Raw genomic sequence first — 26,183 nt, 5'->3', positions numbered from 1 at the left:
CTCCGGGGCATGGCGCGCGTGAAGGCAGGAGCGGCAGCGAACCCGGCACCCCCGACGGTGCAGCGGGTCCGCCTGCGCTTCGCCAAGCGCGGCCGGCTGCGGTTCCTCTCGCACCGCGACGTGGCCCGCAGCTTCGAACGCGCGGTCCGCCGGGCCGGCGTCCCGGTCTCGCACTCGCACGGCTTCAGCCCGCACCCGCGGCTGTCCTGGGTCGGCGCCGCCCCGACCGGGGCGGCCAGCGAGGCCGAGTACGTCGAGATGGGGCTGACCCGCGAGGTCGACCCGGAGCTGATCCGGGAGGCGATGGACCGGGCGCTGCCCGACGGGCTCGACGTCGTCGCGGCGGCGGTCGCGACGCCGCCCGCCCTGGCCGACCGGATCGACGCCGCCCGCTGGCGGCTCGAGATCCGCGGGCTCGACCCCGCCGAGGTGCGGTCCGCGGTCGAGCGGTTCCTCGCCGAGACCTCGGTCGTGGTGACCCGGGTGACCCCGTCCGGGCGCAAGGAGATCGACGTGCGCGCCGCCGTCGTGACTCTGTCGGTCGAACCGCAGGTGAACGGCACACCGGCCGATCATGACCCGTCCGGGGCGGCGGGTTCCCCGGCGTCGGTCACCGACTGTGCGATACTGACGGCGGTCGTACGGCTGACGACACCGACCGTCCGACCCGATGACGTACTGGGCGCGCTCACCGTCGTCGCAGACCTGGCGCCGCCGGTACCGGTGACGGCCACCCGGTTGGCGCAGGGCCTGCTCGACGACGGGGGCGACCTGGTGGATCCGCTCGGTGCGGTCCCGGCGACCCGGGCCCGGCCGGACGGTTCCTGACACGGACGGCACTTCCCGCCTCCGGTCCGGCGTCGAGCACCATCCCCGAAGACCGGGGAGCGACACCAGATGTGCCGTACCGCGCAACCCGCGCGAGCTGCGGAACGTACGCGCAAGGTCCCTGAGCGGCCGCCTCCGACGTGAGGCGCCCGGGGGCGAAGGAGCTGAATGTCCGTGAACGACGCGCCCGCCGGTAGCACCGGCGGGCTCTCCGAGCTGCCGGAGAAGATGCGGGTCCATGCCCTGGCCAAGCTGCTGGGCACGGCGAGCCGCGATGTCCTGGCCACCCTGGTCGGTTTGGGCCAGGAGGTCCGCAGCGCCCAGTCCAGCGTCACCCGTGCGACGGCCGAGCAGGTCGTCGCGGCGCTGCGCCCGGTCACGGACTCCGCCGGGGCCACCTCCCCGGAGCCCGCCGACGGGGCCGAGCCCGCCGCGGCGGAGCCCGCCCCCGCGGCCGACACGCCGGACGCCGCCCTCGCCGAGGCCGCGGCCGTACTCGACATCGGCTCCGCCGACGCCGGGGACGCGACCACCGAGGTCCCGGCGAACCCGTTCGACACCGGTTCCGGTGCCGCCCGGGGCGGGTCCGCGCCCGCACTGGCGCCGGTCTTCGCCGTCCCGATGTTCCAGGCCCCCACCGCCCAGGGCGCCGCGCAGACCGCCCCGGCGGCCGCCGAGCCCACCGGCGACGACGCGGCCGAGCAGTCCGGTGGCGAGGACGGCACAGACGGCGGCCCCCGCCGCGGCCGCAAGAGCCGCCGTCGCAAGGACCGCGACACCGACACCACCGCGGCCCCGGCCGCGGACACCGGGGCCACCACCCCGGCCGCCGACGACACCGACGCCGACGGGACCACCGACGCCGACGACCGGGGCGACGGCTCCGACGACGACGGCGAGGACGAGAACGGCAACCGCCGTCGTCGCCGCCGGGGCCGTCGTGGCCGCGGCCGCGGCAAGGGCGGCGAGGACTCCGGCGAGGACGGCGACGACGCGGAGGACTCCGACGAGTCCGGTTCCGAGGACTCCGGCTCCACCGGTTCCGACTCCTCGGACGACTCCGACGACGACTCCGACGACGACTCCGACGAGCAGTCCTCGGGCGGCTCGCGCCGCCGGCGGCGCCGTCGTCGTCGCGGGGGGTCCGACGTCGAGGACCGTTCCGAGGACGACCCGCCCAACACCGTCACCCGGGTCCGCGAGGCCCGCAGCGAGTCCCGCCAGGACTCCGGGTCGTCCTCCGACGACCAGGTCCAGGGCGTGCGCGGCTCCACCCGGCTCGAGGCCAAGCGCCAGCGCCGGCGGGACGGCCGCGACGCGGGCCGCCGCCGTCCGCCGATCCTGTCCGAGTCGGAGTTCCTGGCCCGGCGCGAGTCGGTCGACCGCCAGATGGTGATCCGCCAGCGCTCCGACCGCACCGAGATCGGCGTGCTCGAGGACGACATCCTCGTCGAGCACTTCATCACCGGCGGCAACTCCGGCAGCTCGATGGTCGGCAACGTCTACCTCGGCCGCGTGCAGAACGTGCTGCCCTCGATGGAGGCGGCCTTCGTCGACATCGGGCGCGGCCGCAACGCCGTGCTCTACGCCGGTGAGGTCGACTGGGACGCCGCCGGCCTCAACGGCAAGGCGCGCAAGATCGAGCAGGCGCTCTCCTCGGGCGACCAGGTGCTGGTGCAGGTCACCAAGGACCCGGTCGGCCACAAGGGTGCCCGGCTGACCACGCAGATCTCCCTCGCCGGCCGCTTCCTGGTCTACGTGCCCTCCGGCGGTGCCGCGGGGATCTCCCGCAAGCTGCCCGACACCGAGCGCAAGCGCCTCAAGGAGATGCTGAAGGAGATCGTCCCGGCCGACGCCGGTGTGATCATCCGGACCGCCTCCGAGGGGGTCTCGCACGAGGCCCTCGAGCGTGACGTCCGCCGCCTGCAGGCGCAGTGGGAGGTCGTCAAGGAGAAGGCGAACAAGACCGGCCCGGGCGCGCCCAAGGCCCCGACGCTCCTCTACGAGGAGCCGGACATGCTGGTCAAGGTCGTCCGCGACCAGTTCAACGAGGACTTCTCGAAGCTGATCGTGTCCGGCGCCGACGCCTGGGACACCGTGTCCGGCTACGTCGGGCACGTCGCGCCCGAGCTCACCGACCGGATGCACCGCCACACCGGCCCGTCCGACGTCTTCACCGAGTACCGGATCGACGAGCAGCTGCTCAAGGCGCTGGACCGCAAGGTCTGGCTGCCCTCGGGCGGCACCCTGGTGATCGACCGGACCGAGGCGATGACCGTCGTCGACGTCAACACCGGCAAGTTCACCGGCTCCGGCGGCAACCTCGAGGAGACCGTCACCCGCAACAACCTGGAGGCGGCCGAGGAGGTCGTCCGCCAGCTGCGGCTGCGTGACATCGGCGGGATCATCGTCGTCGACTTCATCGACATGGTGCTCGAGGCGAACCGGGACCTGGTCCTGCGCCGCCTCACCGAGTGCCTCGCCCGGGACCGCACCCGGCACCAGGTCGCCGAGGTGACCTCGCTCGGCCTGGTCCAGATGACCCGCAAGCGGGTCGGCGGCGGGCTGCTGGAGCACTTCTCCACCACCTGTGAGCACTGCCGCGGGCGGGGCGTGATCGTCTCGACCGACACCGGGCCGGACCACCAGCACGGCCGTTCCGGCAACGGCGCGCAGCACGGCAACGGCTCCGGCAACGGCGGCGGCAACGGTGGCGGATCCGGCAACGGGTCCGGCTCCGGGAATGCCGGCAACGGCGACTCCGACGGCGGCGGGCGTCGCCGTCGTCGCCGCGGCGGCAACGGCAACGGCGAGTCCGGCCACGGCGACTCCGGGAACGGGGACGCGGGCCGTCAGGACGCCGACCGCCACGACTCCGACCGCAACGGCTCCGGGCACCGCAACGGTTCCGACCGTGCCGAGGAGCGGGACGGCTCCGGCGACACCGGGCGCGTCGACGCCGCCGCGGGAGTCGCGGCCGTCGCCGCGGGCAGCACCCCGAAGGGCGACGACGGCGCGGCCGCCGGGTCCACCGGGGTCTCCGTGCCGGCCACGGCCGACACCACCGTCACCGACGCCGCACCCGCACCGGCCCCGGCCGATGACGACGACGAGACCGTCGTCGCCGAGCCGCGTGGTGAGCTGACCGGTCCGGCCGCCCCGGTGGTCGCCGAGCCCACCGGTGCCCCGCAGGCCGCGGCACCGGCCCAGGACGTGGCCCCGGAGCCGACGGGGACGATCCCCGCCGCCCCGGAGCCCGACGCACCCGCACCGCGCCGCCGCCGGGTCAGCCGCTCCGCCGGCGCCCCGGTCCGCGGTGGTGAGGCGGTGGTCATCACGACCGCCTCGACGCCGGAGGAGTCCGCTCCGCCGGCGGCCACGGCGGCACCGGCCGACGCGGGAACGGCGGCCGCTCCGGCCGTCGCCGCGCAGCCGGAGCCCGCCGCGGCCGTCACCCGTACCCGTCGTCCGCGCCGGGCGGCCTCCCGCCCGGCGGGTCCGCCCCAGGACGGAGGGTGACGGCGACCCCGGCGGAGAGCACTCCGACGGGGTCGCGTAACCTTGACCGACAGAAGCCACGCCTCTGCACACGACAGTGTTCGGCACGGGGGCCGTGGTGTGCGCGCCGGGGACCGGCGCGAGCTGTGAAAGCCCGAGCGCACCAGGTGCGCCCCCGATGTTCAGGAGTCGTGCGTCAGCGATGTACGCGATCGTCAAGACCGGCGGCAAGCAGTACAAGGTGGCCGTCGACGACGTGGTCACCGTCGAGAAGCTCGACGGTGAGCCCGGCGCCGAGATCATTCTGCCCGCCGTGCTGCTCGTCGACGGCGACCAGGTGACCACCGACGCCAGCGGCCTCACCTCCGCGGTGACGGCCACCGTCGTCGAGCACACCAAGGGTCCGAAGATCCGGATCCACAAGTTCAAGAACAAGACCGGGTACCACAAGCGTCAGGGGCACCGTCAGCCCCTGACGAAGGTCCAGGTCACCGCGATCGGCAAGTAAGGAGCCCGCGTCATGGCACACAAGAAGGGTGCGTCCAGCTCCCGTAACGGTCGCGACTCCAACGCCCAGTACCTGGGTGTGAAGCGCTTCGGCGGCCAGTCGGTCAAGGCCGGCGAGATCCTCATCCGTCAGCGCGGCACCGCCACCCACCCGGGTGTCAACGTCGGGCGCGGCAAGGACGACACGCTGTTCGCCCTCGCCGCCGGGACCGTCGAGTTCGGTTCCAAGCGCGGCCGCAAGACCGTGAACATCGTGCCGGCCGAGGTCTGAGCGACCCGCCAGCACAGCGACGCCGACGGCGGGTCACCCCGGTAACGGGGGGCCCGCCGTTCGTCGTGTCACCACCCACCGCGGCCCCGCCGTGGTACGACACAACGACAGGAGCACCGTCATGTCCCGGTTCGTGGACCGCGTCGTGCTGCACGCGACCGCGGGTGCCGGGGGCAACGGCTGCGCCTCGGTACACCGCGAGAAGTTCAAGCCGCTCGGCGGCCCCGACGGCGGCAACGGCGGCCGGGGCGGCTCGGTCGTGCTCGTCGTCGACGCGGGTGTGCACACGCTGCTCGACTACCACCACCGCCCCCGTGCGGAGGCGAAGAGCGGCACCCAGGGGCAGGGCGCGTTCAAGCAGGGCGCGAACGCCCCGGACCTGGAGCTGCGGGTGCCCGACGGCACCGTCGTGCTCGACGCCCGCGGCGAGGTCGTCGCCGACCTGGTCGGTGTCGGCACCCGGTTCGTCGCCGCCGAGGGCGGACGGGGCGGGCTCGGCAACGCCGCGCTGTCCTCCGCCGCCCGCAAGGCCCCCGGCTTCGCGCTGCTCGGTGAGCCCGGCGACGAGGTCGAGCTGACCCTGGAGCTGCGCAGCCTCGCCGATGTCGGCCTCGTCGGGTTCCCCAGCGCGGGCAAGTCCTCGCTGGTGGCGGCGCTGTCCGCGGCCCGTCCGAAGATCGCCGACTACCCGTTCACCACCCTCGTGCCCCAGCTCGGCGTGGTCAGCGCGGGCGACGACACCTTCACCGTCGCCGACGTCCCCGGCCTCATCCCGGGTGCCGCCGACGGCCGCGGCCTCGGCCTGGAGTTCCTGCGCCACATCGAGCGCTGCTCGGTGCTGGTGCACGTCGTGGACTGCGCGACCTTCGAGACCGAGCGCGACCCGGTGTCCGACATCGAGGCGCTGGAGACCGAGCTGGCGCACTACGCCGAGGCCCTCGGCACCAGCGCGCTGGGGGAGCGGATCGACCAGCGCCCGCGCCTGGTCGCGCTCAACAAGATCGACGTCCCGGACGCCGCGGACCTGGTCGACATGGTCCGCGAGGACCTGACCGAGCGCTTCGGCTGGCCGGTGTACGCGATCTCCACCGCGTCCCGGGCCGGGCTGCGGGAGCTGAGCTTCGCGATGGCCGAGCGGGTCGCCGCGGCCCGTGCCGCGCGCCCGGAGGCCGAGCCGAGCCGGATCGTGCTGCGCCCGCGCGCCGTCGACGACACCGGCTTCACCATCACGCCCGACCCGGAGCTCGACGGCGGGTTCGTCGTGCGCGGGGAGCGCCCCGAGCGGTGGATCCGCCAGACCGCGTTCGAGAACGACGAGGCCGTCGGCTACCTCGCCGACCGGCTCGCCCGGCTCGGCGTGGAGGAGGCGCTGGCCAAGGCCGGTGCCGTGCCCGGCTGCCCGGTCACCATCGGCCAGGTCACCTTCGACTGGGAGCCGTCCACCCCGGCCGGCGTCGCCGCCCTGCTCACCGGGCGCGGCACCGACATCCGGCTGGAGGGCAACGACCGGGTCGGCGCCGCCGAGCGCAAGCGCGCCCGGGTCGCGCGCCGGAACCACCTGTCCGACGCCGAGCTCGCCGCGGGCGCCCGCTACTCGTCGGACCACGAGATCGAGGAGTGAGACCCGCGTGAGCACGCGCGCCGCACTGGGTGCGGCGAAGCGGATCGTGGTGAAGGTCGGGTCGTCGTCGCTGACGAGCCTGACCGGTGGTCTCGACCCGGCCCGGCTCGACGCCCTGGTCGACGCCCTGATGGGGCGCCGCGCCGCCGGTGCGCAGGTCGTGCTCGTCTCCTCGGGGGCGATCGCGGCCGGCCTCGCGCCGCTGCAGCTGCGCCGCAGGCCGCGGGACCTGGCGACCCAGCAGGCCGCCGCGTCGGTCGGGCAGCTCCTGCTCGCCCACGCCTACTCGGCGTCGTTCGCCCGGCACGGGCAGGGCATCGGGCAGGTCCTGCTCACCGCCGACGACATGATCCGCCGCTCGAACTACCGCAACGCCCAGCGCACCCTGGAACGGCTGCTGCAGCTCGGGTCGCTGCCGGTGGTCAACGAGAACGACACCGTCGCCACCGCCGAGATCCGGGTGGGCGACAACGACCGGCTCGCCGCGCTCGTCGCACACATCGTCGGCGCCGACGCGCTCGTGCTGCTCTCCGACGTCGACGGCCTCTACGACGGCCACCCGCGCGACCCTGGGACGTCGCTGATCACCGAGGTCGACGACCCGGCCGAGCTCGCCGGGGTCAGCGTCACCCGCCCCGGGTCGGGACTGGGCACCGGCGGCATGGCCACCAAGGTCGAGGCGGCCGCGATGGCGTCGGCGGCCGGGATCCCGGTGCTGCTGACCTCCGCCGACCGGATCGCCGACGCCCTGGCCGCCACCGAGGACGGCCCCAAGGTCGGCACCGTGTTCCGCGCCGCCGGGACCCGGATGGGCGCCCGCCGGTTCTGGCTGCGGCACGCCGCCGACGTCCGCGGGGCCCTCGACCTCGACGACGGCGCCGTCGAGGCCGTCCGCCGCCGTCGCCGCTCGCTGCTGGCCGCCGGGGTGCACGGCGTGTCCGGCGACTTCGACGCCGGCGACGTCGTCGAGCTGCTCGCCCCCGGCGGGCGGGCCATCGCACGCGGTGTCGTCTCCTACGACGCGACCGAGCTGCCGCACATGATCGGCCGCCGGACCCGCGAGCTGCCGCCCGAGCAGCGGCGCGAGCTCGTCCACGCGGACGACCTCGTTCTGCTCTAGACGGCGGCAGGGGCACAATGCCCGCATGTCGGCCGACCGCGCCCGTTCCGCGCTGGTCGCGTCCCTGGTCCGCGACGGCCGGGTGCGCACCCCCGCGGTCCGCGCGGCACTGGAGACGGTGCCGCGCCACCTGTTCCTGCCCGCCCTCGACCCCGGCGGGGCCTACGCCGACGTCGCCGTCCCGATCAAGGTCGACGACGGCGTGACGGTCAGCTCGGTCTCCCAGCCGTCGATGGTCGCGATCATGCTGGAACAGCTGGCGGCCGGGCCGGGGCACCGGGTGCTGGAGATCGGTGCGGGGGCCGGCTGGAACGCGGCGCTGCTGTCGGAGCTGGTCGGTCCGGACGGGGCCGTGACCACCCTCGACATCGACGACGACCTGGTCGCCGGGGCCCGGGCGAACCTGGACGCCGCCGGGTTCGACGGCGTCGACGTCGTCGTCGGGGACGGGGCGCTCGGGTACCCGCCCGCGGCGCCCTACGACCGGATCGAGCTGACCGTCGGCTCCACCGGCGTCCGGCCGGAGTGGGTCGCCCAGCTCGCGCCCGGCGGCCGGCTGCTGCTGCCGCTCACGGTGCGCGGCAGCCAGCTGTCGGTGGCGTTCGCCCACACCGCCCCGGGACGGCTGCACTCGCGGTCGGTGCGCAGCTGCGCGTTCGTCCGGCTGCGCGGGGAGGGCGCCGACCCGGGTGCCGAGGTCGCCCTGCCGGACGGCCGGTGGCGGGTGCAGCCCGCCTGCGGCTCCGACGACGCCGACGTCCCGGACCCGCGGGCGCTGGCCCGCGCGACCACCGGTGCGGGCACCGACCGGCCGGTGGCCGCGGCGGGCACGGTGGCGGACCTGTGGGACGGGCTCGGGCTGTGGTGCGCGGTCGCGGACCCGGGGGTGGTGCGGCTGTTCGGCCCGGCCGAGGGTGGGGCCGCACCGGCGCTGTTCGACCTCGGCGGTGTCCGCGCGACGCTGGGCCTGGTCGCGGGCGACGGGTGCGCGGTGCTGCTGGCGGACCCGGAGGCGACGGTGCGGGCCTGCGGGCCGGACGGTGACCTCGCCGCCGAACGGCTGGCCGGGCTGGTCGCGGGGTGGGTCGACGCGGGCCGCCCGCACGCGGCGGACCTGCGGATCGAGGCGGTCGTCCCGTCGCTCGCCGGTCCCGGTGGCGGGCCGGAGCGCGGGCCCGGCGTGGACCGGGCCGGGCCGGGGGACGTCGTGGTGGACGGTGCGGGTACCCGGCTGACGCTGCGCTGGGGTCCGGCCACGGGCTGACACGCGGGGACACGGCCCGGAGCCGGGCCCGGGGCGACACGGTCCCGCACCGCTGCTGCGGCGCGGAGCCCGTGGCCCGGTGCCCCGGCCCACCCGGCGTCCCCGGGCGGCCCGGCGGCGGACCCCGGGCCCGCCGGCGGCCCGCCCGCGGTGACCGGGGCACGGTGCTCACCGGGACCGGGTCGTCCGCTTCGGACTCGTCGTCTTCGTCGTCGTCTTCGTCGTCGTCTTCGTCGTGGTCCGCGGCGCCGCGGTCGCCCGGGGTGCCGGGGTCCGTGCGGCGGTGGTCCGCGGTGTACCCGGGGACCGGGCGACGACCGTGCGGTGGTGGTCGTGGTCATCGTCGTCGAGTGCGGACACCGGCACCCACCGCGGCCCGGCCGGTGACACGACCGCCTCGGGCGCCGGGCAGGCGGCCGGGTCCACCTCGAGGTAGTCGTCGCCGTCGGCCTCCAGGACCCCGCACACCTGCCGTTCCGGTCCGGTCGAGCAGGCGGTCAGCGGGGCCCCGGCGACGACGACCAGCGCGAGCGCGGAGAGCCAGGTCGCGGTGCGCACGGCTCAGACCTGCTCGACATCGAAGTTGACCAGACCGCCCTGGATCTCGGTCACGGTCGCGCGGACGTCGATCGACTCCTCGCCGGAGGTGACGCGGCAGCCGACGGCCTGGCCGGTGGTGGGGGCGAGGTCGCCGTCGCAGGTGGTGGTGTCGATCGGGACGCCGGCGTTCTGCGCGACGAGCGAGCCGACGGTGTCCTGCAGCAGCGCCTTCGGCACCGGGCGGGGCTCGGTGGTGATGTCGAAGGAGACGTTGTCCCCGTCGACGGCGGTGACGGTGACGACCGCGCCGACCGGCTGGCCACCGGAGTGGAACTCGCAGGTCTGGCTCGCCCCGACGGTCGCGTCGAGGTCGGTGGCGCAGTCGGCCTTCCCGTTGTCGAGGGAGACGCCCTGCGCGCCCAGCTTGCTGACGATCTGCTGCTCGACGCTGTCCGCCGGGACGGAGGCGAGGCTGCAGGCCGTGGTGCCGAACAGGACGGTGCTCGTCGCCGCGGCGACCAGGCCGAGCCGGGCGAGGCTGCGCAGGGTGGCGTTCATGGTGTCTCCTCGGGTGGTGGCCCCGGCGGCCCGGGCGGCCGGTGGGGCGAACACCACGAACTCTGCGGTGGGCCACTGGCAATCCACTTGCAGCGGCCTTGCAGGGTCGGCGCAAGCGGTCCCGGGGAGTGCGGCTCAGGCGCTCCGGCCCACCACCCGGGCGGCCACGGTGCCGCCGTCACCGAGCTCGTCGAGGACCGCGGCGATCGCCGCCCGCCCACCCGCGACGCCCTCGGTGAACGCGGCCGCGTACCGCTCGGCCGACCCGCCGAGCCCGGCCCGGACCAGGGCGACGTTGCGCTCGGAGTCCTGCGGGTCCATCTCCTCGGGCCGGTAGCCGACCTCGCCGCCGACCGCGGACACCGCCCCCAGCAGCCGGGCGCCCCGCACGCCGTCCCCGGACTGTCCCAGCGCGCCCGCGAGGGCGTGCGTCGCGACCAGCCAGGACGTCACGTCGGGCTCGCCACCGAGGAACCGCACGAGCGACTCCGCCTCGTCCAGCGCGGCCGGGTCACCGCGGTCGAGCAGGGTCTTCACCAGGTGCCAGCGCGAGGACCCGTCGGCGAACCCGTGCCCGGCCCGCCGCGCGACGGCCACCGCGGACCGCAGCACGTCCAGCGCCGTCGCCGTGTCCCCGCCGAGCCGCGCGAGGTGCCCGGCGGCCATCAGCGTCTCGGACTCACCGGGGCCGTCCCCGGCGGCGCGCGAGACCGCGAGCGCCTCGCCCAGCAGGGCCTGCGCGGCCGCCGGGTCGGTCGCCGCCGCCAGGTAGGCGCGGAACGCGAGCCCGCGGGCGACCTTCGTCGGGTGCCGGGCCGGGTCCATCCGCTCCAGCCCGGCCGCGACGTCGGCGGCCGCACCGGCCGGGTCACCGGCCAGGTAGCGCAGGGGACCGGAGGCGAAGTGCGCCAGCCCGACGGCCTCGGGGTCGGCGTCCGGCCCGGCCGCGGCCAGTGCCGCGGTGGCCCACCCGATGCCCTCGGCGACCCGGCCGAAGCGGTACCAGTACCAGCCCAGCGCCCCGGCCAGGCGCAGCACGTCGTCGACCGCGGCGGCACCGCCGTCGGCCAGCGCGGCACCGAAGGCGGCCCGCACGTTCGGCTGCTCGGCGCGGACCCGCCCGAACCAGCGGGCCGCGTCGTGGCCGAGCCACGCGGCGTCGGCCTCGGTGACGACGTCGAGGACCCAGCGCCGGTGCGCGGTGCGGGCGGCGGTGCGCGCGGCGTCGTCGAGCAGGGTGTCGCCGAAGGCCCGCAGGGTCTCCAGCAGCGCGAACCGGCGGGGGCCCGGCGCACCGGTGTCGACGCCGACCAGGGACTTCGCGACGAGCGTGGCCAGCCCGTCGCGGACCGGTACCCCGGCGACGGCGGCGGCCGCGGTCGCGTCGAACCCGCCGGTGAACACCGACAGCGCCCCGAACAGCCGCCGGTCGGCCGGGCCGAGGTCGTCGACCGACAGCGCGATGGTGTGCTCCAGGCTCCGGTGCCGGGCGGGGGTGCCCCGGCCGGCCCCCACGAGCAGGGAGAACCGGTCGTCGAGGGCGTCGGCGATCTCCCCGACCGACAGGGTGCGGCTGCGGGCGGCCGCCAGCTCGACGGCCAGCGGGAGCCCGTCGAGCCGGGCGCAGACCTCGGCGACGCGGTCCCGGTCGTCGCCGGTGGGGGCCGCGCCGGGTGCCGCGGCCGCCGCCCGGTCCAGGAACAGCTGCTCGGCCGCGGCGGGGGACAGCGGCGCGAGCTCCAGCAGCTGCTCATCGGGCAGGTCGACGGGCTCGCGGCTGGTCGCGACCACCCGCACGCCGGGGCACGCGGGCAGCAGCGTGGTGAGCAGCTCGGCGACGGCGTCGAGGACGTGCTCGCAGTTGTCGAGCACCAGCAGGCCGGGGGTGCCGGCCAGGGCGGCGGCGAGCTGGTCGGCGCCCTGCGCGGTGAGCACCCCGGTGGCCTCGGCGACGACCGGGGCCAGCAGCGCGCCGGAGGTCCCCGGGGCGAGATCGGCGAGCTCGGCCCACCACACCGGACCGCCCGCGGCGGCGGCGACGTCCAGCGCGACGCGGGTCTTGCCCACCCCGCCGGGGCCGACGACGGTGACGAGCCGGTGGGCGTCGAGGGCGGCGCGGAGCCGGACGAGGTCGTCGTCGCGGCCGAGCAGCGCGGTCGACGGCACCGGCAGCGGTCTGCGGGTGGTCCCGGCGGCGGGCGCCGGGGCGTCGGCGGCGGGGGCCCGGTGCAGCAGCTCCGGGTCGTGGGCGAGCACCGCCCGCTCGGTCGCGGCGAGGCCGGGCCCCGGGTCGACGCCGAGCTCCTCGGCGAGCAGGTCCCGCGCGGTCCGCAGGACGGCGAGGGCGTCGGCCTGGCGCCCGGCGCGGTAGAGCGCGCGGGCCCGCAGCTCCCACGCGCGCTCGCGCAGCGGGTACTCGGTGGTGAGTGCGGCCAGGTCGTCGAGCAGCGTCACGTCCTCGCCGGTGGCGAGCGCGGCGGCGGCCCGGTCCTCGCGGATCCCGGCGCGCAGCTCGGTCAGCGCGGCCACCTCGGCGGCCAGGAAGGCGCGGTCGGCGAGGTCGCCGAACGGGGTGCCGTCGCCGGTGGACAGCGCCAGGTCCAGCACGGACACCGCCTCGTGCGGGCGTCGCTCGGCCAGCGCGGTCGCGCCCCGGGCGGCGAGCTCGCGCATCGCCCACACGTCGACCTGCTCGGGCCGGACGGCCAGGGCGTAGCCGCCGCTGCCGCGGACCAGCACCGTCGCGGCCCCGCGGGCCGAGCGGCCGGGCTCCAGGACACCGCGCAGCCGGGCGACGTAGGTGTGCAGCGCCTGCTTCGCGGCCGGGGCGGGTTCTCCGTCCCAGACGGCGTCGATGAGCAGGTCCTCGGTGGCCGGACGCCCGGCGGCGACGACGAGTGCGGCGAGCAGGGCCCGTGGGCGCGGCCCGCCGAGCGGCAGGTCGTCGCCGTCACGGCTCGCCCGCACACCTCCGAGGACCGAGAGCTGCAGTGGGGACGCCTGTGGGGGGACCGCCTCCGCAGGCACGGCAGGACCGGACATGCCCCGACCCTACGAAGATGATCCGGATCTCCGGAATCATCTGCCCTGATGATGCGTGGCCGGTCAGCCGCGCGGCTCCAGGTGGACCAGCGGGATCTCCCGGGTGGTGCTGCGCTGGTAGCCGGCGTAGTTGCGGTACTTCCCGGCGATCTGCGGCCAGAGCGTCGCGCGGTCGGCCGGGTCGGCGATCCGGGCACGCATGGGCACGCGTGGCCCGCCCTGCACGGCGACCTCGACGTCCGGGTCCGCACGCAGGTTGAGGAACCAGGCGGGGTGGCGGTCGTCGCCGCCCCGGGAGGCGACGACGACGTAGCTCCCGTCACCGTGGACCGGTGCCGTGAGCATCACCGTGCGCGGCTCGCCGGAGCGCCGGCCGCGGGTGGTCAGCTCGACGACGGGCATCCCCATCGCCGAGTGGCCGACCTTCCCACCGGTCAGCCGGATCAGCAGACGGTGGCCCGCGTTCATGGCCTTGAGGGCGATGTCGGGTGGGTTCACGCCCCGAGCCTACCGGCGGGTAGCCGGGCTCGTCAGCTCGTCGCGACCTTCTCCAGCGCGGGCCGCAGCCCGTCGAGCAGCCAGCCCACCGACACCACGTTCGGCGCCTGCAGGGCGATGGCCTGGTCCAGCGTCACCGGTGTGTAGGTGCCCTGCCGCACCGCGCGCACCCGGCGCACCAGCTCGTCGCCCTCGAACCTCGCGCGGTCGCCCGCCCCCGCGAAGGTCATCAGGAGCAGGTCGGCCTCCGACAGCCTGCCGACCTCCTCGTAGGACACCCCGACCGTGCCCGGGGCCAGCGCGTCGCTCGCCGGCGCGTCCCGGAACGACGCCGGCACCTCCAGGCCCAGCGACCGCAGGAACACCGTGGACTGGTTCTGCTCGCCGACCACCATCGGCAGGATCTCCCCGCGCGCCTGCCCGTAGAGGTAGGTCCTCCCGGCGAGCCCGGGCAGCCGGTCACGGGTCTCGGCGATCCGGCGGTCCGCCTCGGCGACCAGGGTCTCGACGGCGTCCCCGCGGCCCAGCGCCCGGCCGATCTGGCGGGCGTCGTCCTGCATGGAGGCGGTGTACAGGCCCTCGGCGTAGGTGACGGTCGGCGCGATCCGCGACAGCGCCTCGTAGCCCGCCCGGTCGGTGATCTGGAACGCCGAGACCCCGAGGACCAGGTCGGGCCGGAACGCCGCGATCTGCTCCAGCGGCAGCGTGCCGTCGGGCTCGATCGCGAGCACCTCGGGCGGGAGGGGGTCGAGATAGGGGAGCACGGGACCGCTGTCGCCGGAGCTGCGGACCGCGCCGACGACCGGTGCGCCGACGGCCTGGGCGACGGCCAGGTCGTTCATGCCCAGCGCGACGACCCGCTGCGGGGGTGCGGGCACCGTCGTCTCGCCGAAGGCGTGCCGGACGGTCACCGGGAACGCGGCCCCGTCGGTCGGCGTCGCCGGGGCGGTGCCGGTGCTGCCGGGGGACGCGCCGCAGCCGGTCAGGACCAGGGCCGCACCGAGCAGCGCCGCGAGCAGCGTGGATCCACGGGGCCTCATCGTTCTCCTCAGGTAAGGTGAGGCTCACCTTGTATCAGAGAACGGGCACGGCGAGGAAGTCTCACCCGGCGGACGGGACCGCCCCGGCCAGCTCCCTGGCCCGGGCGATCTCGATCTTGCCGGTCGGGGTGCGGGGCAGCTCGTCGACGACGACCACCGCGCGCGGCACCTTGTAGCCGGCCAGTACCGCGCGGACCCGCTCGCGCAGCCGTCCGGGCAGCTCCGGACCCGCGCCGGGGGAGGCGACGACCGCGGTCACCCGCTCACCCCACACCGGATCGGGGACCCCGACGACCACGCAGTCGGTCACCGCCGGGTCGGCGAGCAGCACGTCCTCGACCTCCTGCGGGTGCACCTTCTCGCCACCGGTGTTGATCACCCCGGCGCCGCGGCCGAGGAACCGGATGACACCGTCCGGGGTCAGCTCGGCCAGGTCGCCCGGCACGGCGTAGCGCACCCCGTCGACGAACCGGAACGTCGCGGCGGTGCGCTCGGCGTCGCCGTGGTAGCCCATCGGCAGCGGGCCGCGGTAGGCGAGCACCCCGGTCCCGGGCTCGCCGGGGGCGAGCACCCGGCCGTCGTCGGCGATCAGCCGGGTGGCGGGCACCGGCCGGAACCGGGCCGGCAGGTCGTCGACCGAGCGGGTCACCGCGAACGCGAACGGGCCGCCCTCGCTGGCCGCGATCGCGTCGGTGACGGTCAGCGCGGTGCGTGCGTGCAGTGCCTCCTTGGTGCGGTCGCCGAGCGCGGTCCCCGAGCTCAGCACCACCCGCAGGGACGACAGGTCGTGCGGGCTGCCCGCCGACTCGGCCCGGACCAGCTCGTCGACCAGCGGGACGGCGACCGCGTTGCCCGCCACCACGATCGTCCCGACCCGCTCCGCGGCGACGGTCTCCCAGACGTGGCGCGGGTCGAGCCGGCCGGGCCGGGTGAGCACCGCCCGGCCGCCGACGAGCAGCGCACCGAGGGTGTTGAACAGCCCGGTGCCGTGCATCAGCGGCACCACCGGCAGCGTCACCGGTGAGCGGCCGCCGGTCCGGGCGGACACCGCGAGCTCCACGGCGTCGTCGAGGTCGGCGGGCGGGGCGTCGCGGCCGAGCGGCCCGAAGACCGCGACGGCGATGCTGTGCAGCAGGTCGACCTGCCGCCACACGACGCCCTTCGGCCGTCCGGTGGTGCCGCCGGTGTACATGAACAGCCGGTCCGTTCCCGGCCGCGGGACGTGCGGGCGGGGTGGGGTGGCGCGGCGGATCGTCGCCAGGTCGGCCGCGTCCGGACCGGGGTCGTCGGCGGGTGCGTCGCCGTCGCGGACCAGCAGCCGCAGCGAGGACAGGTGCGCCGCGGCGTGCGCGACGTTCGGGGCGAGCGGTCCGCTGAACACGATCGCGGCGGCGCCCGCGTCGTCGAGCAGGGAGGTCAGCTCGGCCGCGGTGTAGCGGTAGTTGGCGTTCACCGGGACCGCGCCGAGCTTGAACGCCGCGAACACCGTCTCCAGGTACGCCGAGCCGTTGTACAGGTAGCAGGCGACCGTGTCCCCGGCCCGGACGCCCGCCGACTCCAGCGCGGTCGCCAGCCGCGACGCGCGGTCGTCGAACTCGGCGAAGGTCCAGCGTGCCCCGGGCTCGCACACGGCCGTCGCATCCGGGAGCCGGGCGGCGACGGCCTCCCACACGGTGCCGAAGGCGACGTCCATGCACCGACCGTAGGAACCCGGCCACCCGGCGGGCGATCGGCCGATGACCGTCACCGGGGTGGTCGTCCGGCCGCGGCGGACCGAGACGGATGACGTAGTTCGGGGGACCTCGCGGATCCTGCTGCCATGCTGGAACCCCCGGGCGCCGGAGCCCGGACGGCCGAGCGGAGGCGCTGCGAGTGGACGCACCGACCGAGTCACCGACGACGACCACCCCGGTCAAGGTCCTCGTCGCCGACGACCACGCCGTCGTCCGGCGCGGGATCCGGGCCTACCTGGAGTCCCTCGACGACGTCGAGGTCGTCGGTGAGGCGGGGGACGGGCAGGAGGTGCTGGACCGGCTCGGTGCGATGGCCGTGCACCGGGAGCTGCCCGACGTCGTCCTGATCGACCTGCTGATGCCCCGCCTCGACGGCGCCGCGACGACGGCGCTGGTGGCCGAGCGATTCCCGGGGGTGCGGGTCGTCGTGCTGACCAGCTTCGGCGAGATGGAGCGGGTGCACACCGCGCTCGGCAACGGGGCGTCGGGCTACCTGCTCAAGAGCGCCGAGCCGGGCGAGGTGATCGCCGCGATCCGGGCCGCCGCCCGCGGCGACGTGTTCCTCGACCCGAGCGTCGCCCGGCAGCTGACCAAGGAGATGATCTCGCCGCCGAGCGGGCTCGGCGCGCTGACCCACCGCGAGCGGGACGTGCTGGTCCTCGTCGCCCGGGGCCGGTCCAACCAGGAGATCGCCGACCAGCTGGTGATCAGCGAGCGGACCGCGCGCACCCACGTCAGCAACGTCCTGCGCAAGCTGCAGCTCACCTCCCGCACCCAGGCGGCGCTGGTCGCCGTCCGGCAGGGGCTCGTCCCGCCGCAGGGCTGACCGGGCGGCCACGACGGATGACGTAGGGCGGCCGGGACGGCAGACCGCCGCCGTCGCCCCGCGCGGCCCCTAGCGTCGGACGCCGGGGCGGACCACGCCCGCGGTCGGAGGAGCGCCCGCCGGGCGCCGGTGCCGGGTGCCCGCACGTCGGCTCCCGCGCCGGACGCCCGCACGGCGGGGCAGGCGAGGAGGTACGGATGCTCGACGGCAGGGTCGCCGTGGTGACGGGAGCGGGCCGGGGGCTGGGCCGGGCGTACGCCCGGGCGATGGCGGCGTCGGGCGCCGCGGTGGTGGTGAACGACCTCGACGCCGGCGTCGCGCAGGAGACGGTCGCGCTGATCACCGACGCCGGTGGGCGCGCCGTCGCCGAGCCCGGCGCGGTCGGGACGGCGGAGGTCGCCGACGCGCTGGTCGAACGCGCCGTGGGCGAGTTCGGGCGGCTCGACGCGATGGTGACCAACGCCGGGGCGCTGCGGGACCGGACGCTGCGCAGGACGACCGACGAGGACTTCGACCTCGTCGTCGGCAGCCATCTGCGCGGCACCTTCACCTGCGGCCGGGCGGCGGCCGCCCGGTTCCGCGAGCAGGGCGACGGCGGCCGGCTGATCCTGGTCGGGTCACCCGCCGGGCAGCGGGCCAGCTTCGGCCAGAGCGCGTACTCGGCGTCGAAGGGGGCGATCGTCGCGATGATGCGGACCTGGGCGGTGGAGCACGCGAAGATCGGCGTCACCGCCAACGCGGTCCTGCCGACCGCGCTGACCAGGATGGTCGCGACCATCCCCGGGCTCGGCGAGCTGGTCGAGGCCGTCGACCGGGGCGAGCCGGTGCCGCCGGAGGTGCGGCGCACCGGGCTGGGCACACCGGACGACGCGGCACCGGTCGTCGTGTGGCTGGCGTCGGCGGCGTCCGCGCACGTGACCGGTCAGGCGATCGCCGCGGGCGGCGACCGGATCGCGCTGTGGACCCACCCGGAGGAGGTCGCCGAGCGGTGGCGCGACGGCGGCTGGAGCCCCGAGGCGGTGGCCGCTGAGTTCGCGGACGCGCCGCTGCAGGACTTCACCCAGGCGCTGCCCGCCGCGGCCACCGGCGGTACCCGGTGAGCGCCCCGACGGTCGCGACCGGCGTCGACGGCGTCCGGGCGCTGCCGCGCGGCGAGGTGCTCGGCGAGAGCGGCCCGGTCACGGTGACCCAGCACGACGTCGACCTGTTCGCGCAGGCCACCGGCGACCACCAGTGGATCCACGTCGACCCGCAGCGGGCCGCCGGGACACCGTTCGGCGGCACGATCGCGCACGGCTACCTGACGTTGTCGCTGGTGCCGCGGCTGCTGCCGGACATCCTGCGGCTGGACGGCTTCTCGATGGTCGTGAACTACGGCTGCGAGAAGGTGCGGTTCCCGTCGCCGGTGCCGACCGGGTCGACGCTGCGGGCGACCGCGGTCCTCGACGACGTCACCGAGGTGACCGGGGGCCTGCAGGTCACGATCACGATGACGATGACCGTCGAGGGCGCCGCCAAACCCGCCTGCGTGGTCACCTTCCTGACCCGGCACCTGGCGTGAGAACGGGGCGGGCGCGCCGCCGGCGCGCCCGCCCCGTGACCGGGACCGGGACCGGATCAGGAGGTCGCGGTCCGCCAGCCGGGCCGGTAGTCCTCGCGCGCCATCTCGCTGTACGGGGCGGGGCTGACGACCGCGCGCACCGCGAACTGCTGGTGCGGCTCGACGGTGGTCTTGCGGGTCCCGCCGTCCGGCTCGCCCCAGACGACCCGCACCTCGGCGCCGAGCGGGACGCCCGGGTCCACCGTGGCCAGCGACAGCGCCTTGCGCTCGTTCGCGCTGTACCCGGTGAACATCGACAGGCCGACCACGTTGTCGTCGGCGTCGACCACCGCGTCGAAGTTGGACGACCCGAAGTTCGCGTTGGGCAGGTCGAAGAACTGGTACTCCGGCCCGTCCGAGACGGGGGAGGCGAGCAGCGTCGCGACGTCCTCGGCGTTCCAGGCGAGGGTGACCTTGCGGCGCTCGGCCGCCGGGTCGATCCGCTCCAGCGCGGAACGGCCGACGAAGTCGTGGTCGAACTTCACGAAGCCGCCGTAGCCCAGCTCCCACGGGTTCGTGTAGTAGTCCTCGACGTCGGCGGACACGAAGCTGCCGGCGACCGCGTTGTTCGCCTCGTAGGAGTCGGCGCCCAGCCACTCCCGGTAGGCCTTCAGCTCGTCGCCGGTGTAGATCGCGGGCAGCGGCGACGGGATCCAGCCGGACTCCAGGGTGTTGCAGGAGTAGGCGCGCGCCCCGGCCGGTTCGATCCCGAACTCGCGGCCCGCCTCGAGGATCGTCTCGCGCACGGCGCCGTAGCTCTCGTACGGTCCCCAGATCTCCAGCCCGGGCGCGCCGGCCATGCCGTGCCGCAGCGTCCGGACCGCCACCCCGCCGACGTTCATGTGCCCCATCCGGAAGAACTTCACCTTCTCCAGCGGGCCGCCGTTGACCTTCTCGATGACCTCCCAGGCGCGCGGGCCCTGGATCTGGAACCGCCAGACGTCGCGGGTCACCTCGCGGCCGTACGGGCGGGACGGGGAGCGCTCGTCGCGGCGGATGTCGACGTCGTAGCCCTGGCCCTGGAAGGTCAGCCAGTTCGCCACCGGTGCGCGGCCGACGAAGACGAACCGGTCCTCGGCGAGCCGGAACAGGATGCCGTCGCCGATCACCCCGCCGCCCGGCGCGACCGGCACGAACTGCTTCGCGGAGTCCACCGGGAAGTTCGCGGTGCTGTTGATCCCGGTGTCGGTGAACAGCTGCAGCGCACCCGACCCGGACACCCACAGGTTGACCATGTGGTGGGTCTGGTCGAACAGCACCGCGGTGCGCTGCCAGGCGCGCACCTCGCGCCGGAAGTTGCTGAACTCGGAGGGGACGACCGGGTAGATGTAGGCGCCGAGCTGGGCGTTGCGCAGCAGGTCGACGGTATCGCCGGCCCGGTCCAGCACGTCCTGCAGGTTCTTCGCGCTCATGGTGCTCCAGTCCTCGACGACGATCGGACCCACGCTAGGAACGCCGGGCTCGGTCACGGCAGCGCGGAACGACGGCAGCGGCCCTGCCACGGCGGCCGTATCGGGTGCGACGGATGACGTAGCGACCCGCCGCTACGTCATCCGTCGCGGGCCGGACGGGGCGCGGCGGCCGCGACCGGTCGGGACATCCGGGCGATGGCCGTGGCCCGCCCGGCTCCTAGCGTCGGTGCCGAGAGCCGACCGCGGGGGGAACCAGCATGACCGGCAGGAGTGCCCCACGGGGGACCTACGTCTTCGACGGTCCGGCCGGGCGCCTCGGGCGGCCGCTGAACCGGATGCTGCAGTCGCTGTGCACCGAGGAGGCGCGGACGGACTTCCGCGCCGACGAGGCCGCGTACTGCTTGCGGTTCGCGCTGTCGGCGGAGCAGACCACGGCCGTCCTGGAACGCGACTGGCAGGCGATGCTCGACCTCGGCGGCAGCATCTTCTACGTCTACAAGCTGGCCATGATGGACGGACGTTCGATGCAGTACCTGGGCGGTGTGTTCACCGGCATGACCGAGGCGGAGTTCACGGCCGCGATGGCGGCGGGGGGACGGACCGATGTCTGAGGTCATCTGGGGCCTGGGGACCTCGCACGTGCCGTCGATCGGCGCCGCGATGGACCGTGACCTGACGGCCGACCCGCGGTGGGCGCCGCTGTTCGACGGCTACGCCCCGGCCCGGGCGTGGCTGGCCCAGCGGACCCCGGACGTCGCGATCCTGGTCTACAACGACCACGCCAACGGCGTCGACCTGGACATCGTGCCGACCTTCGCGATCGGGACGGCCGAGCGGTACCGGGTCGCCGACGAGGGGTACGGCCGGCGCGCGGTGCCGGACGTCACCGGGGACCCGGACCTGTCGTTCCACCTGCTGGAGCACCTGGTCGACGACGGGTTCGACCTCACCGTGTTCTCCGAGCTGGACGTCGACCACGGCTTCACCGTGCCGCTGTCGGTGTGGACGCCCGACCCCGGCGACGCCTGGCCCTGCCCGGTCGTCCCGATCATGGTCAACGTCATCCGCTACCCGCAGCCGACCGCGGCCCGCTGCTACGCGCTCGGGCAGGCGATCGGGCGCGCCCTGGCCTCCTACGACGGCGCACGCACCGTCGGCATCCTCGGCACCGGCGGGATGTCGCACCAGCTGGCCGGCACGCGGGCCGGGTTCGTCAACCCCGGCTTCGACCACATGTTCCTGGAGGCGATCGCGGACGACCCGCAGCGGCTCACCGCCCTGCACCGCGACGAGTACATCCGGCTCGCCGGGTCCGAGGGCATCGAGCTGATCATGTGGCTGGTCATGCGCGGGGCGATGAACGAGCGCGTCCGCACGGTGCACACCGCCTACCACGTCCCGGCGTCGAACACCGCCGCCGGGCTCGCCCTGCTGGACAACCGGAGCACCCCGTGACGTCGTTGCTCGATCCTCCCGACCGGGGCACCGGGCCCCGGCGCACCGACCGGCGGGCCGTGCTCGCCCGGGTGCTGCGCGAGGCCACCTACGAGGTCCTGCCGTTCCCGAGCGCCGCGGACAAGGTGCTCGCGCACGTGCCCACCGGCACCGGGCTGAGCGTGACGACGACCGAGGCGAAGGGCCTCGGACCGACCGTCGACCTCGCCGTCCGGCTGACCGGGCACGGCTACCGCGTCGCGCCGCACCTCGCGGCCCGGCTCGTCCGGGACCGGGCGCACCTCACCGACCTGGCCGACCGGCTCACCGGCGCGGGTGTCCGCACGCTGTTCGTCGTCGGCGGCGACGCCGCGGAGCCCGCGGGGCGCTACCCGGACTCCCTCGCCCTGCTCACCGACCTGCACGAGGTCGCGGGCGGCCGGTTCGACCACATCGGGATCGGCGGCTACCCGGAGGGGCACGGCGGCATCGCCGACGAGCTGATCGAGGGCGCGCTCACCGCGAAGGCGCCGTACGCCACGCAGATCGTCACCCAGCTGTGCTTCGACCCGTCCGCCACCGTGCGCTGGGCCCGCCGGATCGCCGCCGCCGGGGTGCGGCTGCCGGTCCGGGTCGGGGTCCCGGGGGCGGTCAGCAGGCAGAAGCTGATCCGGGTCTCCGCCGGGCTGGGGCTCGGTCAGTCGGCCCGCTTCCTGCGCAAGCAGCAGGGGATGGTCCGGCGGTTCTTCACCCCCGGCGGCTACCGGCCGGACCGGGTGCTCGACGGCATCGCCCCGGCGCTGGCCGCGGGGGACACCGGACTGGCCGGGATCCACGTGTTCACCTTCAACGACCTCGAGAGCACCGAGACGTGGCGACGTCGGCTGCTCGAGCGCCTCGGCCGATGACGGCGCCGCCGACCGGGCCGCGGGTCGCGTCGTGACCGGCTCGGCGCGGGGACCACGCGCGGTCCTGCTGCTCAGCTGCCCGGACGCCCCCGGCATCGTGCACGCCGTGACCGGCCTGCTCGCCGACGAGGGCTGCACCGTCGTGGAGAGCCACCAGTTCGGCAGCGCCACCACCGGCACCTTCTACCTGCGGGTCGAGTTCGCCCGGGTGGACGGCGACCGTCCCGACCTGGACCGGCTCGGTGCCGGTGTCGCGACGCTCGCCGCGCCCTTCGGGATGACCTGGAGCCTCGCCGACACCGGGCACCGCCCGCGCACCGTGATCATGGTCAGCCGGTTCGCGCACTGCCTCAACGACCTGCTGTTCCGGAACTCGACCGGTGAGCTGGCGCTCGACGTCGTCGCGGTGGTGTCGAACCATCCCGACCTCGGGCCGCTGGCCGAGGGGTTCGGGGTGCCGTTCCGGCACATCCCGGTCACCCGGGAGACCAAGCCGGCCGCCGAGGCGGAGCTGCTCGACCTGGTCCACGACCAGGGCGTCGAGCTGGTCGTGCTGGCCCGCTACATGCAGATCCTGTCCGACGACGCGTGCACGGCCCTGCGGGGGCGGGCGATCAACATCCACCACTCGATGCTGCCCAGCTTCAAGGGGGCGCGGCCCTACCACCAGGCGCACGAGCGCGGGGTGAAGTTCATCGGGGCCACCGCGCACTACGTGACCGCGGACCTCGACGAGGGCCCGATCATCGAGCAGGAGCTGCTGCGCGTCGACCACTCGCTGAGCCCCGAGCAACTCGCCGCCCGTGGCCGGGAGGCCGAGCGGCTCGCCCTGGCCCGGGCGGTGCGGTGGCACAGCGAGCACCGGATCGCGGTGTCGGGCAACCGCACCGTCGTCTTCCCCTGACCCCCGTCCTCCTCCGGGCCTGCGGGGTCAGCGCTCCTGCGGGTGCGTGGCCAGCGCCTCGACGGTCACGTCCATCCACGGGAACATCGGCAGCGACGCCAGCGCGTCGTGCAGCGCCGCGGGGTCCTCGGCCTCGTACAGCCCGACGGTCGCGTTCCGCCCGGGGACCCGCCACAGCCGCTTGAGGATCCCGGCCTCGCGCAGCTCGACGGCGCGGGCACGCTCGCCGGCCCTCAGCTCGTCGCGGGTGGCGGCCGGGGTGTCGACCGGGAGCCGGTTCTCGGTGCGGACCAGGAACTCCATCAGCGGGTCTCCTCGAGCAGCAGCGTGGTGAGCTCGCCGGGCGCGGTCACCATCGCCTCGTGGCCGGTGGCGATGCCGTGCACCGGCCAGCCGCGTCCGGCGGCCCGCCCGGCGTGCTCCCGGAAGACCCGCATCCAGTCGGTGCACTCGACGAACGTCGCGGGCACGTCGTCGCCCTTCCCGGTCAGCCGCAGCGGCTCGGTGTAGGTGAGCCACGGGTGCGGGGTGAGCCGCGGGGTGAGCCAGTCCAGGTCGGCCTGCTCGGTGACGCCGAGCCGCTCCAGCGGGCGGACCGGGACCAGCCAGCCGAACCCGGGCCCGGCCACCGACTCCCGGTAGTGCCCGGCGACGGTCGGGGGGAGCAGGTCGATCGCGGCGTCGCCGTCGTCGCCGACGAAGGCGTCGAGGTACACCCGGCGGGCCACCCGGTCCGGGACACGGTCGGCGACCCCGGTGACGACCTGGCCCGCGTAGCTGTGCCCGACCAGCACGACGTCGCGGGCGTCGTGGGCCTCCAGCAGCGCGACGACGTCCTGGACGTGAGTGGACAGCCCCACCTGCGGGGTGAGCAGGTGGGCCCGGTCGCTGAGGCCGGTGAGCGTGGGGGTGTGCACGTCGTGGCCGGCGGCGCGCAGCCCGGGGACCACCCGTTGCCACGCCCATCCGCCGTGCCAGGCTCCGTGCAGCAGGACGACGGTGCTCATGTCCGGTCTCCCTCGGGGTCGTCGACGTAGCGCACGCCCAGCCGTTCCAGGGTGGGGCGCAGGTCGTAGTGGTCCAGGCCGAGGACGCCGTCGGCGAACCGGCGGCGTTTGTCCTCCTCGTCCGCGGCGCGGGTGGTGGCGGCCGCGGCGACGGCGGCCGCCTCGGCGCGGGGAACGCAGAGCACGCCGTCGTCGTCGGCGACCACCGCGTCGCCGGGGTCGATCCGCTGCCCGGCGACGACGACCGGCACGTTCACCGAGCCGGGTACGGCCTTCGCGGTGCCCTGCGCGTGCACGGCCCGCGACCAGGCGGGGAAGCCCATCGCGGCCAGCTCGGCGACGTCGCGGACGCCGGCGTCGCTGACCAGCCCGAGCACCCCGCGGTACCGCAGCTGGGTCGCGAACAGCTCGCCGAACATGCCGTCGGTGGAGCGCGAGGTGGTGGCGACGACGAGCACGTCGCCCGGCCCGCACTGCTCGATGCAGGCGTGGATCATGAGGTTGTCGCCGGGGTGCGACAGCACGGTGACCGCGCGGCCCGCGATCCGCGCCCCGCGCTGGACCGGCCGGATCTCCGGGGCGAGCAGGCCGCGGCGACCGTGCGCCTCGTGCACCGTCGCGACGCCGTGCCGGGACAGCTCGGCCAGCACGCCGGGATCCGGGCCGCGCCGGGTCCGGACGATCACGTGCCCGCTCACCGCAGCACGTCCCCGACGACCGGGAAGACCCGCTGGTAGGCCTCGGCCTGCACGATCGACCGGTCACCGCCGTTGCGGACGGCCTGCACGCCGCGGCGCAGCCCGAGGTCGGTGTAGTACTGCACCAGGTGCGACTGCGCGCCCATGCACTCCATGGCCTTGCGCTTGCGTTCGAACACCGGGGTGATGTCGAGCAGCAGGTTCGGCACGAAGCCGCACTGCTCGGGCTGGTGCGGTTCGAACTGCAGCACCTGCGGCGCACCGATCGGCGGCGTCGAGGGATCGTGCCCGGCGGCCTGCGCGACCTGGCGGGCCAGCAGGGTCGCCTCGTGGGCGGCGTCGTGGTCGCGGTTGTACGGGTCGTGGGCGACGTGGGTGAGCAGCACCTCCGGCGCCGCGTCCCGCATCTCCGCGACGATCCGCGTCAGCGCGTCGTCGTCGATCCGCAGGGGATAGTCGCCGAGGTCGAGGAAGGTGACGCTCGCGCCGAGCGCGGCGGCGGCGGCCTCCGCCTCGTCGCGCCGGGCGGCCTTCGCGGCGTCGACGGTCATCCCGGGCCGTCGCCACAGGCCGGGGGACTCGCCGCGCTCGCCGTAGCTCAGGCAGACGATGCGCACGTCGTGGCCGCGCTCGGCGTAGAGCGCGAGTGCCCCGCCCGCCCGCCACACGAAGTCCCCGGAGTGCGCGCTGATCACCTGGACGGAAGGTCGGTCGTGCGACGTCATGGGCTCCGACGGTAGGCAGCGCCGCGGGACGGGGGTAATGCGCGAACGACCCGTGGCCGCTACGTCATCCGTCGCGCGGCGGGCAGCACCCTTTTACCTGGTGGAAGGTGGTCTGGCGGGTCCGGTGACGGGCTTCCTAGCGTGCCGAT

General features: G+C 75.5%; 25 protein-coding genes. 14 read left to right on the top strand and 11 right to left on the bottom strand.

Annotated features, from left to right (window positions below; translation table 11 throughout):
* The first annotated feature begins 9 nt into the window (after positions 1–9).
* The 7 genes from DMP17_RS18080 to DMP17_RS18050 all read left to right on the top strand — a co-directional run bounded on the left by DMP17_RS18080 (position 10) and on the right by DMP17_RS18050 (position 9,109).
* Entirely contained in the window at positions 10–828 is an 819-nt protein-coding gene (locus tag DMP17_RS18080) for a TIGR03936 family radical SAM-associated protein (RefSeq protein ID WP_337830148.1), read from the top strand.
* A 168-nt stretch (positions 829–996) separates the two neighbouring features.
* A complete protein-coding gene (locus DMP17_RS18075) occupies positions 997–4,347 on the top strand; it encodes a translation initiation factor IF-2 N-terminal domain-containing protein (RefSeq protein WP_337830147.1) in 3,351 nt (1,116 codons plus the stop codon).
* A 181-nt stretch (positions 4,348–4,528) separates the two neighbouring features.
* On the top strand, positions 4,529–4,834 hold the full coding sequence (rplU, locus tag DMP17_RS18070; RefSeq protein ID WP_020624746.1) for a 50S ribosomal protein L21: 306 nt from the start codon (positions 4,529–4,531) through the stop codon (positions 4,832–4,834).
* Between the two features lie 12 nt (positions 4,835–4,846).
* Positions 4,847–5,104, top strand: coding sequence for a 50S ribosomal protein L27 (gene rpmA, locus DMP17_RS18065; protein ID WP_020624745.1), 258 nt, complete (start codon positions 4,847–4,849; stop codon positions 5,102–5,104).
* A gap of 121 nt (positions 5,105–5,225) precedes the next feature.
* A complete protein-coding gene (gene obgE, locus DMP17_RS18060) occupies positions 5,226–6,725 on the top strand; it encodes a GTPase ObgE (protein WP_226365881.1) in 1,500 nt (499 codons plus the stop codon).
* Positions 6,726–6,732: 7 nt separating this feature from the next.
* Entirely contained in the window at positions 6,733–7,845 is a 1,113-nt protein-coding gene (gene proB / locus DMP17_RS18055; protein ID WP_226355895.1) for a glutamate 5-kinase, read from the top strand.
* Positions 7,846–7,870: 25 nt separating this feature from the next.
* Positions 7,871–9,109 (top strand): methyltransferase domain-containing protein, encoded by a 1,239-nt coding sequence (locus DMP17_RS18050; protein ID WP_226355896.1) that lies wholly within the window; start codon positions 7,871–7,873, stop codon positions 9,107–9,109.
* Positions 9,110–9,277: 168 nt separating this feature from the next.
* On the opposite strand, the gene DMP17_RS18045 is transcribed toward DMP17_RS18050, so the two are convergent.
* The 6 genes from DMP17_RS18045 to DMP17_RS18020 all read right to left on the bottom strand — a co-directional run bounded on the left by DMP17_RS18045 (position 9,278) and on the right by DMP17_RS18020 (position 16,480).
* A complete protein-coding gene (locus tag DMP17_RS18045; RefSeq protein WP_337830146.1) occupies positions 9,278–9,667 on the bottom strand; it encodes a hypothetical protein in 390 nt (129 codons plus the stop codon).
* 3 nt (positions 9,668–9,670) lie between these two features.
* Positions 9,671–10,207 carry a DUF4333 domain-containing protein gene (locus DMP17_RS18040; RefSeq protein ID WP_337830145.1) on the bottom strand — a complete coding sequence of 179 codons (537 nt, stop codon included), beginning with the start codon at positions 10,205–10,207 and terminating at the stop codon, positions 9,671–9,673.
* A gap of 135 nt (positions 10,208–10,342) precedes the next feature.
* Positions 10,343–13,249: a BTAD domain-containing putative transcriptional regulator gene (locus DMP17_RS18035; RefSeq protein WP_337830144.1), complete on the bottom strand. Its 2,907-nt coding sequence runs from the start codon at positions 13,247–13,249 to the stop codon at positions 10,343–10,345.
* 63 nt (positions 13,250–13,312) lie between these two features.
* Positions 13,313–13,717, bottom strand: coding sequence for a nitroreductase/quinone reductase family protein (locus DMP17_RS18030; protein ID WP_226356691.1), 405 nt, complete (start codon positions 13,715–13,717; stop codon positions 13,313–13,315).
* Between the two features lie 62 nt (positions 13,718–13,779).
* A complete protein-coding gene (locus DMP17_RS18025; protein ID WP_337830143.1) occupies positions 13,780–14,787 on the bottom strand; it encodes an ABC transporter substrate-binding protein in 1,008 nt (335 codons plus the stop codon).
* A gap of 61 nt (positions 14,788–14,848) precedes the next feature.
* Positions 14,849–16,480: an AMP-binding protein gene (locus tag DMP17_RS18020; RefSeq protein WP_337830142.1), complete on the bottom strand. Its 1,632-nt coding sequence runs from the start codon at positions 16,478–16,480 to the stop codon at positions 14,849–14,851.
* 179 nt (positions 16,481–16,659) lie between these two features.
* Here DMP17_RS18020 and DMP17_RS18015 point away from each other — a divergent pair, with 179 nt between their 5' ends.
* The 3 genes from DMP17_RS18015 (at position 16,660) to DMP17_RS18005 (ending at position 18,907) form a co-directional block, all read left to right on the top strand.
* On the top strand, positions 16,660–17,346 hold the full coding sequence (locus DMP17_RS18015; protein WP_226355901.1) for a response regulator: 687 nt from the start codon (positions 16,660–16,662) through the stop codon (positions 17,344–17,346).
* 197 nt (positions 17,347–17,543) lie between these two features.
* Complete coding sequence (locus DMP17_RS18010) at positions 17,544–18,446, top strand: SDR family NAD(P)-dependent oxidoreductase (RefSeq protein ID WP_226355902.1); 903 nt, start codon at positions 17,544–17,546, stop codon at positions 18,444–18,446.
* Entirely contained in the window at positions 18,443–18,907 is a 465-nt protein-coding gene (locus DMP17_RS18005; RefSeq protein WP_226355903.1) for a MaoC family dehydratase, read from the top strand. Before DMP17_RS18010 ends, DMP17_RS18005 begins: the two co-directional genes overlap by 4 nt.
* 56 nt (positions 18,908–18,963) lie before the next feature.
* Here the strand turns inward: DMP17_RS18005 and ligM are convergent, their stop codons facing one another.
* A complete protein-coding gene (gene ligM / locus DMP17_RS18000; protein WP_255655850.1) occupies positions 18,964–20,358 on the bottom strand; it encodes a vanillate/3-O-methylgallate O-demethylase in 1,395 nt (464 codons plus the stop codon).
* A 257-nt stretch (positions 20,359–20,615) separates the two neighbouring features.
* Between ligM and DMP17_RS17995 the strand changes: the two genes are divergently transcribed.
* Genes DMP17_RS17995 through purU form a run of 4 tightly spaced genes read left to right on the top strand, consistent with a single transcriptional unit; the run spans position 20,616 to position 23,604 of the window.
* A complete protein-coding gene (locus tag DMP17_RS17995) occupies positions 20,616–20,969 on the top strand; it encodes a protocatechuate 3,4-dioxygenase (RefSeq protein WP_226355905.1) in 354 nt (117 codons plus the stop codon).
* Positions 20,962–21,813: a class III extradiol dioxygenase subunit beta gene (locus DMP17_RS17990; protein ID WP_226355906.1), complete on the top strand. Its 852-nt coding sequence runs from the start codon at positions 20,962–20,964 to the stop codon at positions 21,811–21,813. The genes DMP17_RS17995 and DMP17_RS17990 overlap by 8 nt, the downstream gene beginning before the upstream one ends.
* A complete protein-coding gene (locus DMP17_RS17985) occupies positions 21,810–22,700 on the top strand; it encodes a methylenetetrahydrofolate reductase (RefSeq protein ID WP_308016733.1) in 891 nt (296 codons plus the stop codon). The genes DMP17_RS17990 and DMP17_RS17985 overlap by 4 nt, the downstream gene beginning before the upstream one ends.
* A gap of 31 nt (positions 22,701–22,731) precedes the next feature.
* Positions 22,732–23,604, top strand: coding sequence for a formyltetrahydrofolate deformylase (gene purU, locus DMP17_RS17980; protein ID WP_226355907.1), 873 nt, complete (start codon positions 22,732–22,734; stop codon positions 23,602–23,604).
* A 27-nt stretch (positions 23,605–23,631) separates the two neighbouring features.
* Here purU and DMP17_RS17975 read toward each other — a convergent pair whose 3' ends face one another.
* From DMP17_RS17975 to DMP17_RS17960, 4 genes are read right to left on the bottom strand one after another with little or no spacing between them, the layout of a single operon-like run.
* Entirely contained in the window at positions 23,632–23,907 is a 276-nt protein-coding gene (locus DMP17_RS17975) for a muconolactone Delta-isomerase family protein (RefSeq protein WP_062401312.1), read from the bottom strand.
* On the bottom strand, positions 23,907–24,611 hold the full coding sequence (locus tag DMP17_RS17970) for an alpha/beta fold hydrolase (RefSeq protein WP_226355908.1): 705 nt from the start codon (positions 24,609–24,611) through the stop codon (positions 23,907–23,909). The genes DMP17_RS17975 and DMP17_RS17970 overlap by 1 nt, the downstream gene beginning before the upstream one ends.
* On the bottom strand, positions 24,608–25,309 hold the full coding sequence (locus tag DMP17_RS17965; RefSeq protein ID WP_337830141.1) for a 4-carboxy-4-hydroxy-2-oxoadipate aldolase/oxaloacetate decarboxylase: 702 nt from the start codon (positions 25,307–25,309) through the stop codon (positions 24,608–24,610). Before DMP17_RS17965 ends, DMP17_RS17970 begins: the two co-directional genes overlap by 4 nt.
* Positions 25,306–26,034, bottom strand: a complete 729-nt coding sequence (locus tag DMP17_RS17960; protein ID WP_226355910.1) for a PIG-L deacetylase family protein — start codon at positions 26,032–26,034, stop codon at positions 25,306–25,308. The genes DMP17_RS17965 and DMP17_RS17960 overlap by 4 nt, the downstream gene beginning before the upstream one ends.
* Positions 26,035–26,183: the final 149 nt, after the last annotated feature.

The organism is Pseudonocardia sp. TMWB2A (assembly GCF_017312135.1).
This window is presented reverse-complemented; position numbering and strand designations above follow the sequence as displayed.

Bases quoted from the DNA above. Each gene is read 5' to 3' on its own strand.
- DMP17_RS17970 (WP_226355908.1), bottom strand. From the start codon at position 24,611: ATGAGCACCGTCGTCCTGCTGCACGGAGCCTGGCACGGCGGATGGGCG.
- DMP17_RS18020 (WP_337830142.1), bottom strand. From the start codon at position 16,480: ATGGACGTCGCCTTCGGCACCGTGTGGGAGGCCGTCGCCGCCCGGCTC.
- DMP17_RS18035 (WP_337830144.1), bottom strand. From the start codon at position 13,249: ATGTCCGGTCCTGCCGTGCCTGCGGAGGCGGTCCCCCCACAGGCGTCC.
- rpmA (WP_020624745.1), top strand. From the start codon at position 4,847: ATGGCACACAAGAAGGGTGCGTCCAGCTCCCGTAACGGTCGCGACTCC.
- obgE (WP_226365881.1), top strand. From the start codon at position 5,226: ATGTCCCGGTTCGTGGACCGCGTCGTGCTGCACGCGACCGCGGGTGCC.
- ligM (WP_255655850.1), bottom strand. From the start codon at position 20,358: ATGAGCGCGAAGAACCTGCAGGACGTGCTGGACCGGGCCGGCGATACC.
- DMP17_RS18010 (WP_226355902.1), top strand. From the start codon at position 17,544: ATGCTCGACGGCAGGGTCGCCGTGGTGACGGGAGCGGGCCGGGGGCTG.
- DMP17_RS17995 (WP_226355905.1), top strand. From the start codon at position 20,616: ATGACCGGCAGGAGTGCCCCACGGGGGACCTACGTCTTCGACGGTCCG.
- DMP17_RS18040 (WP_337830145.1), bottom strand. From the start codon at position 10,207: ATGAACGCCACCCTGCGCAGCCTCGCCCGGCTCGGCCTGGTCGCCGCG.
- DMP17_RS17960 (WP_226355910.1), bottom strand. From the start codon at position 26,034: ATGACGTCGCACGACCGACCTTCCGTCCAGGTGATCAGCGCGCACTCC.
- DMP17_RS18025 (WP_337830143.1), bottom strand. From the start codon at position 14,787: ATGAGGCCCCGTGGATCCACGCTGCTCGCGGCGCTGCTCGGTGCGGCC.
- DMP17_RS18075 (WP_337830147.1), top strand. From the start codon at position 997: ATGTCCGTGAACGACGCGCCCGCCGGTAGCACCGGCGGGCTCTCCGAG.
- DMP17_RS18050 (WP_226355896.1), top strand. From the start codon at position 7,871: ATGTCGGCCGACCGCGCCCGTTCCGCGCTGGTCGCGTCCCTGGTCCGC.
- DMP17_RS17975 (WP_062401312.1), bottom strand. From the start codon at position 23,907: ATGGAGTTCCTGGTCCGCACCGAGAACCGGCTCCCGGTCGACACCCCG.
- DMP17_RS17990 (WP_226355906.1), top strand. From the start codon at position 20,962: ATGTCTGAGGTCATCTGGGGCCTGGGGACCTCGCACGTGCCGTCGATC.
- DMP17_RS18080 (WP_337830148.1), top strand. From the start codon at position 10: ATGGCGCGCGTGAAGGCAGGAGCGGCAGCGAACCCGGCACCCCCGACG.
- DMP17_RS18030 (WP_226356691.1), bottom strand. From the start codon at position 13,717: ATGAACGCGGGCCACCGTCTGCTGATCCGGCTGACCGGTGGGAAGGTC.
- rplU (WP_020624746.1), top strand. From the start codon at position 4,529: ATGTACGCGATCGTCAAGACCGGCGGCAAGCAGTACAAGGTGGCCGTC.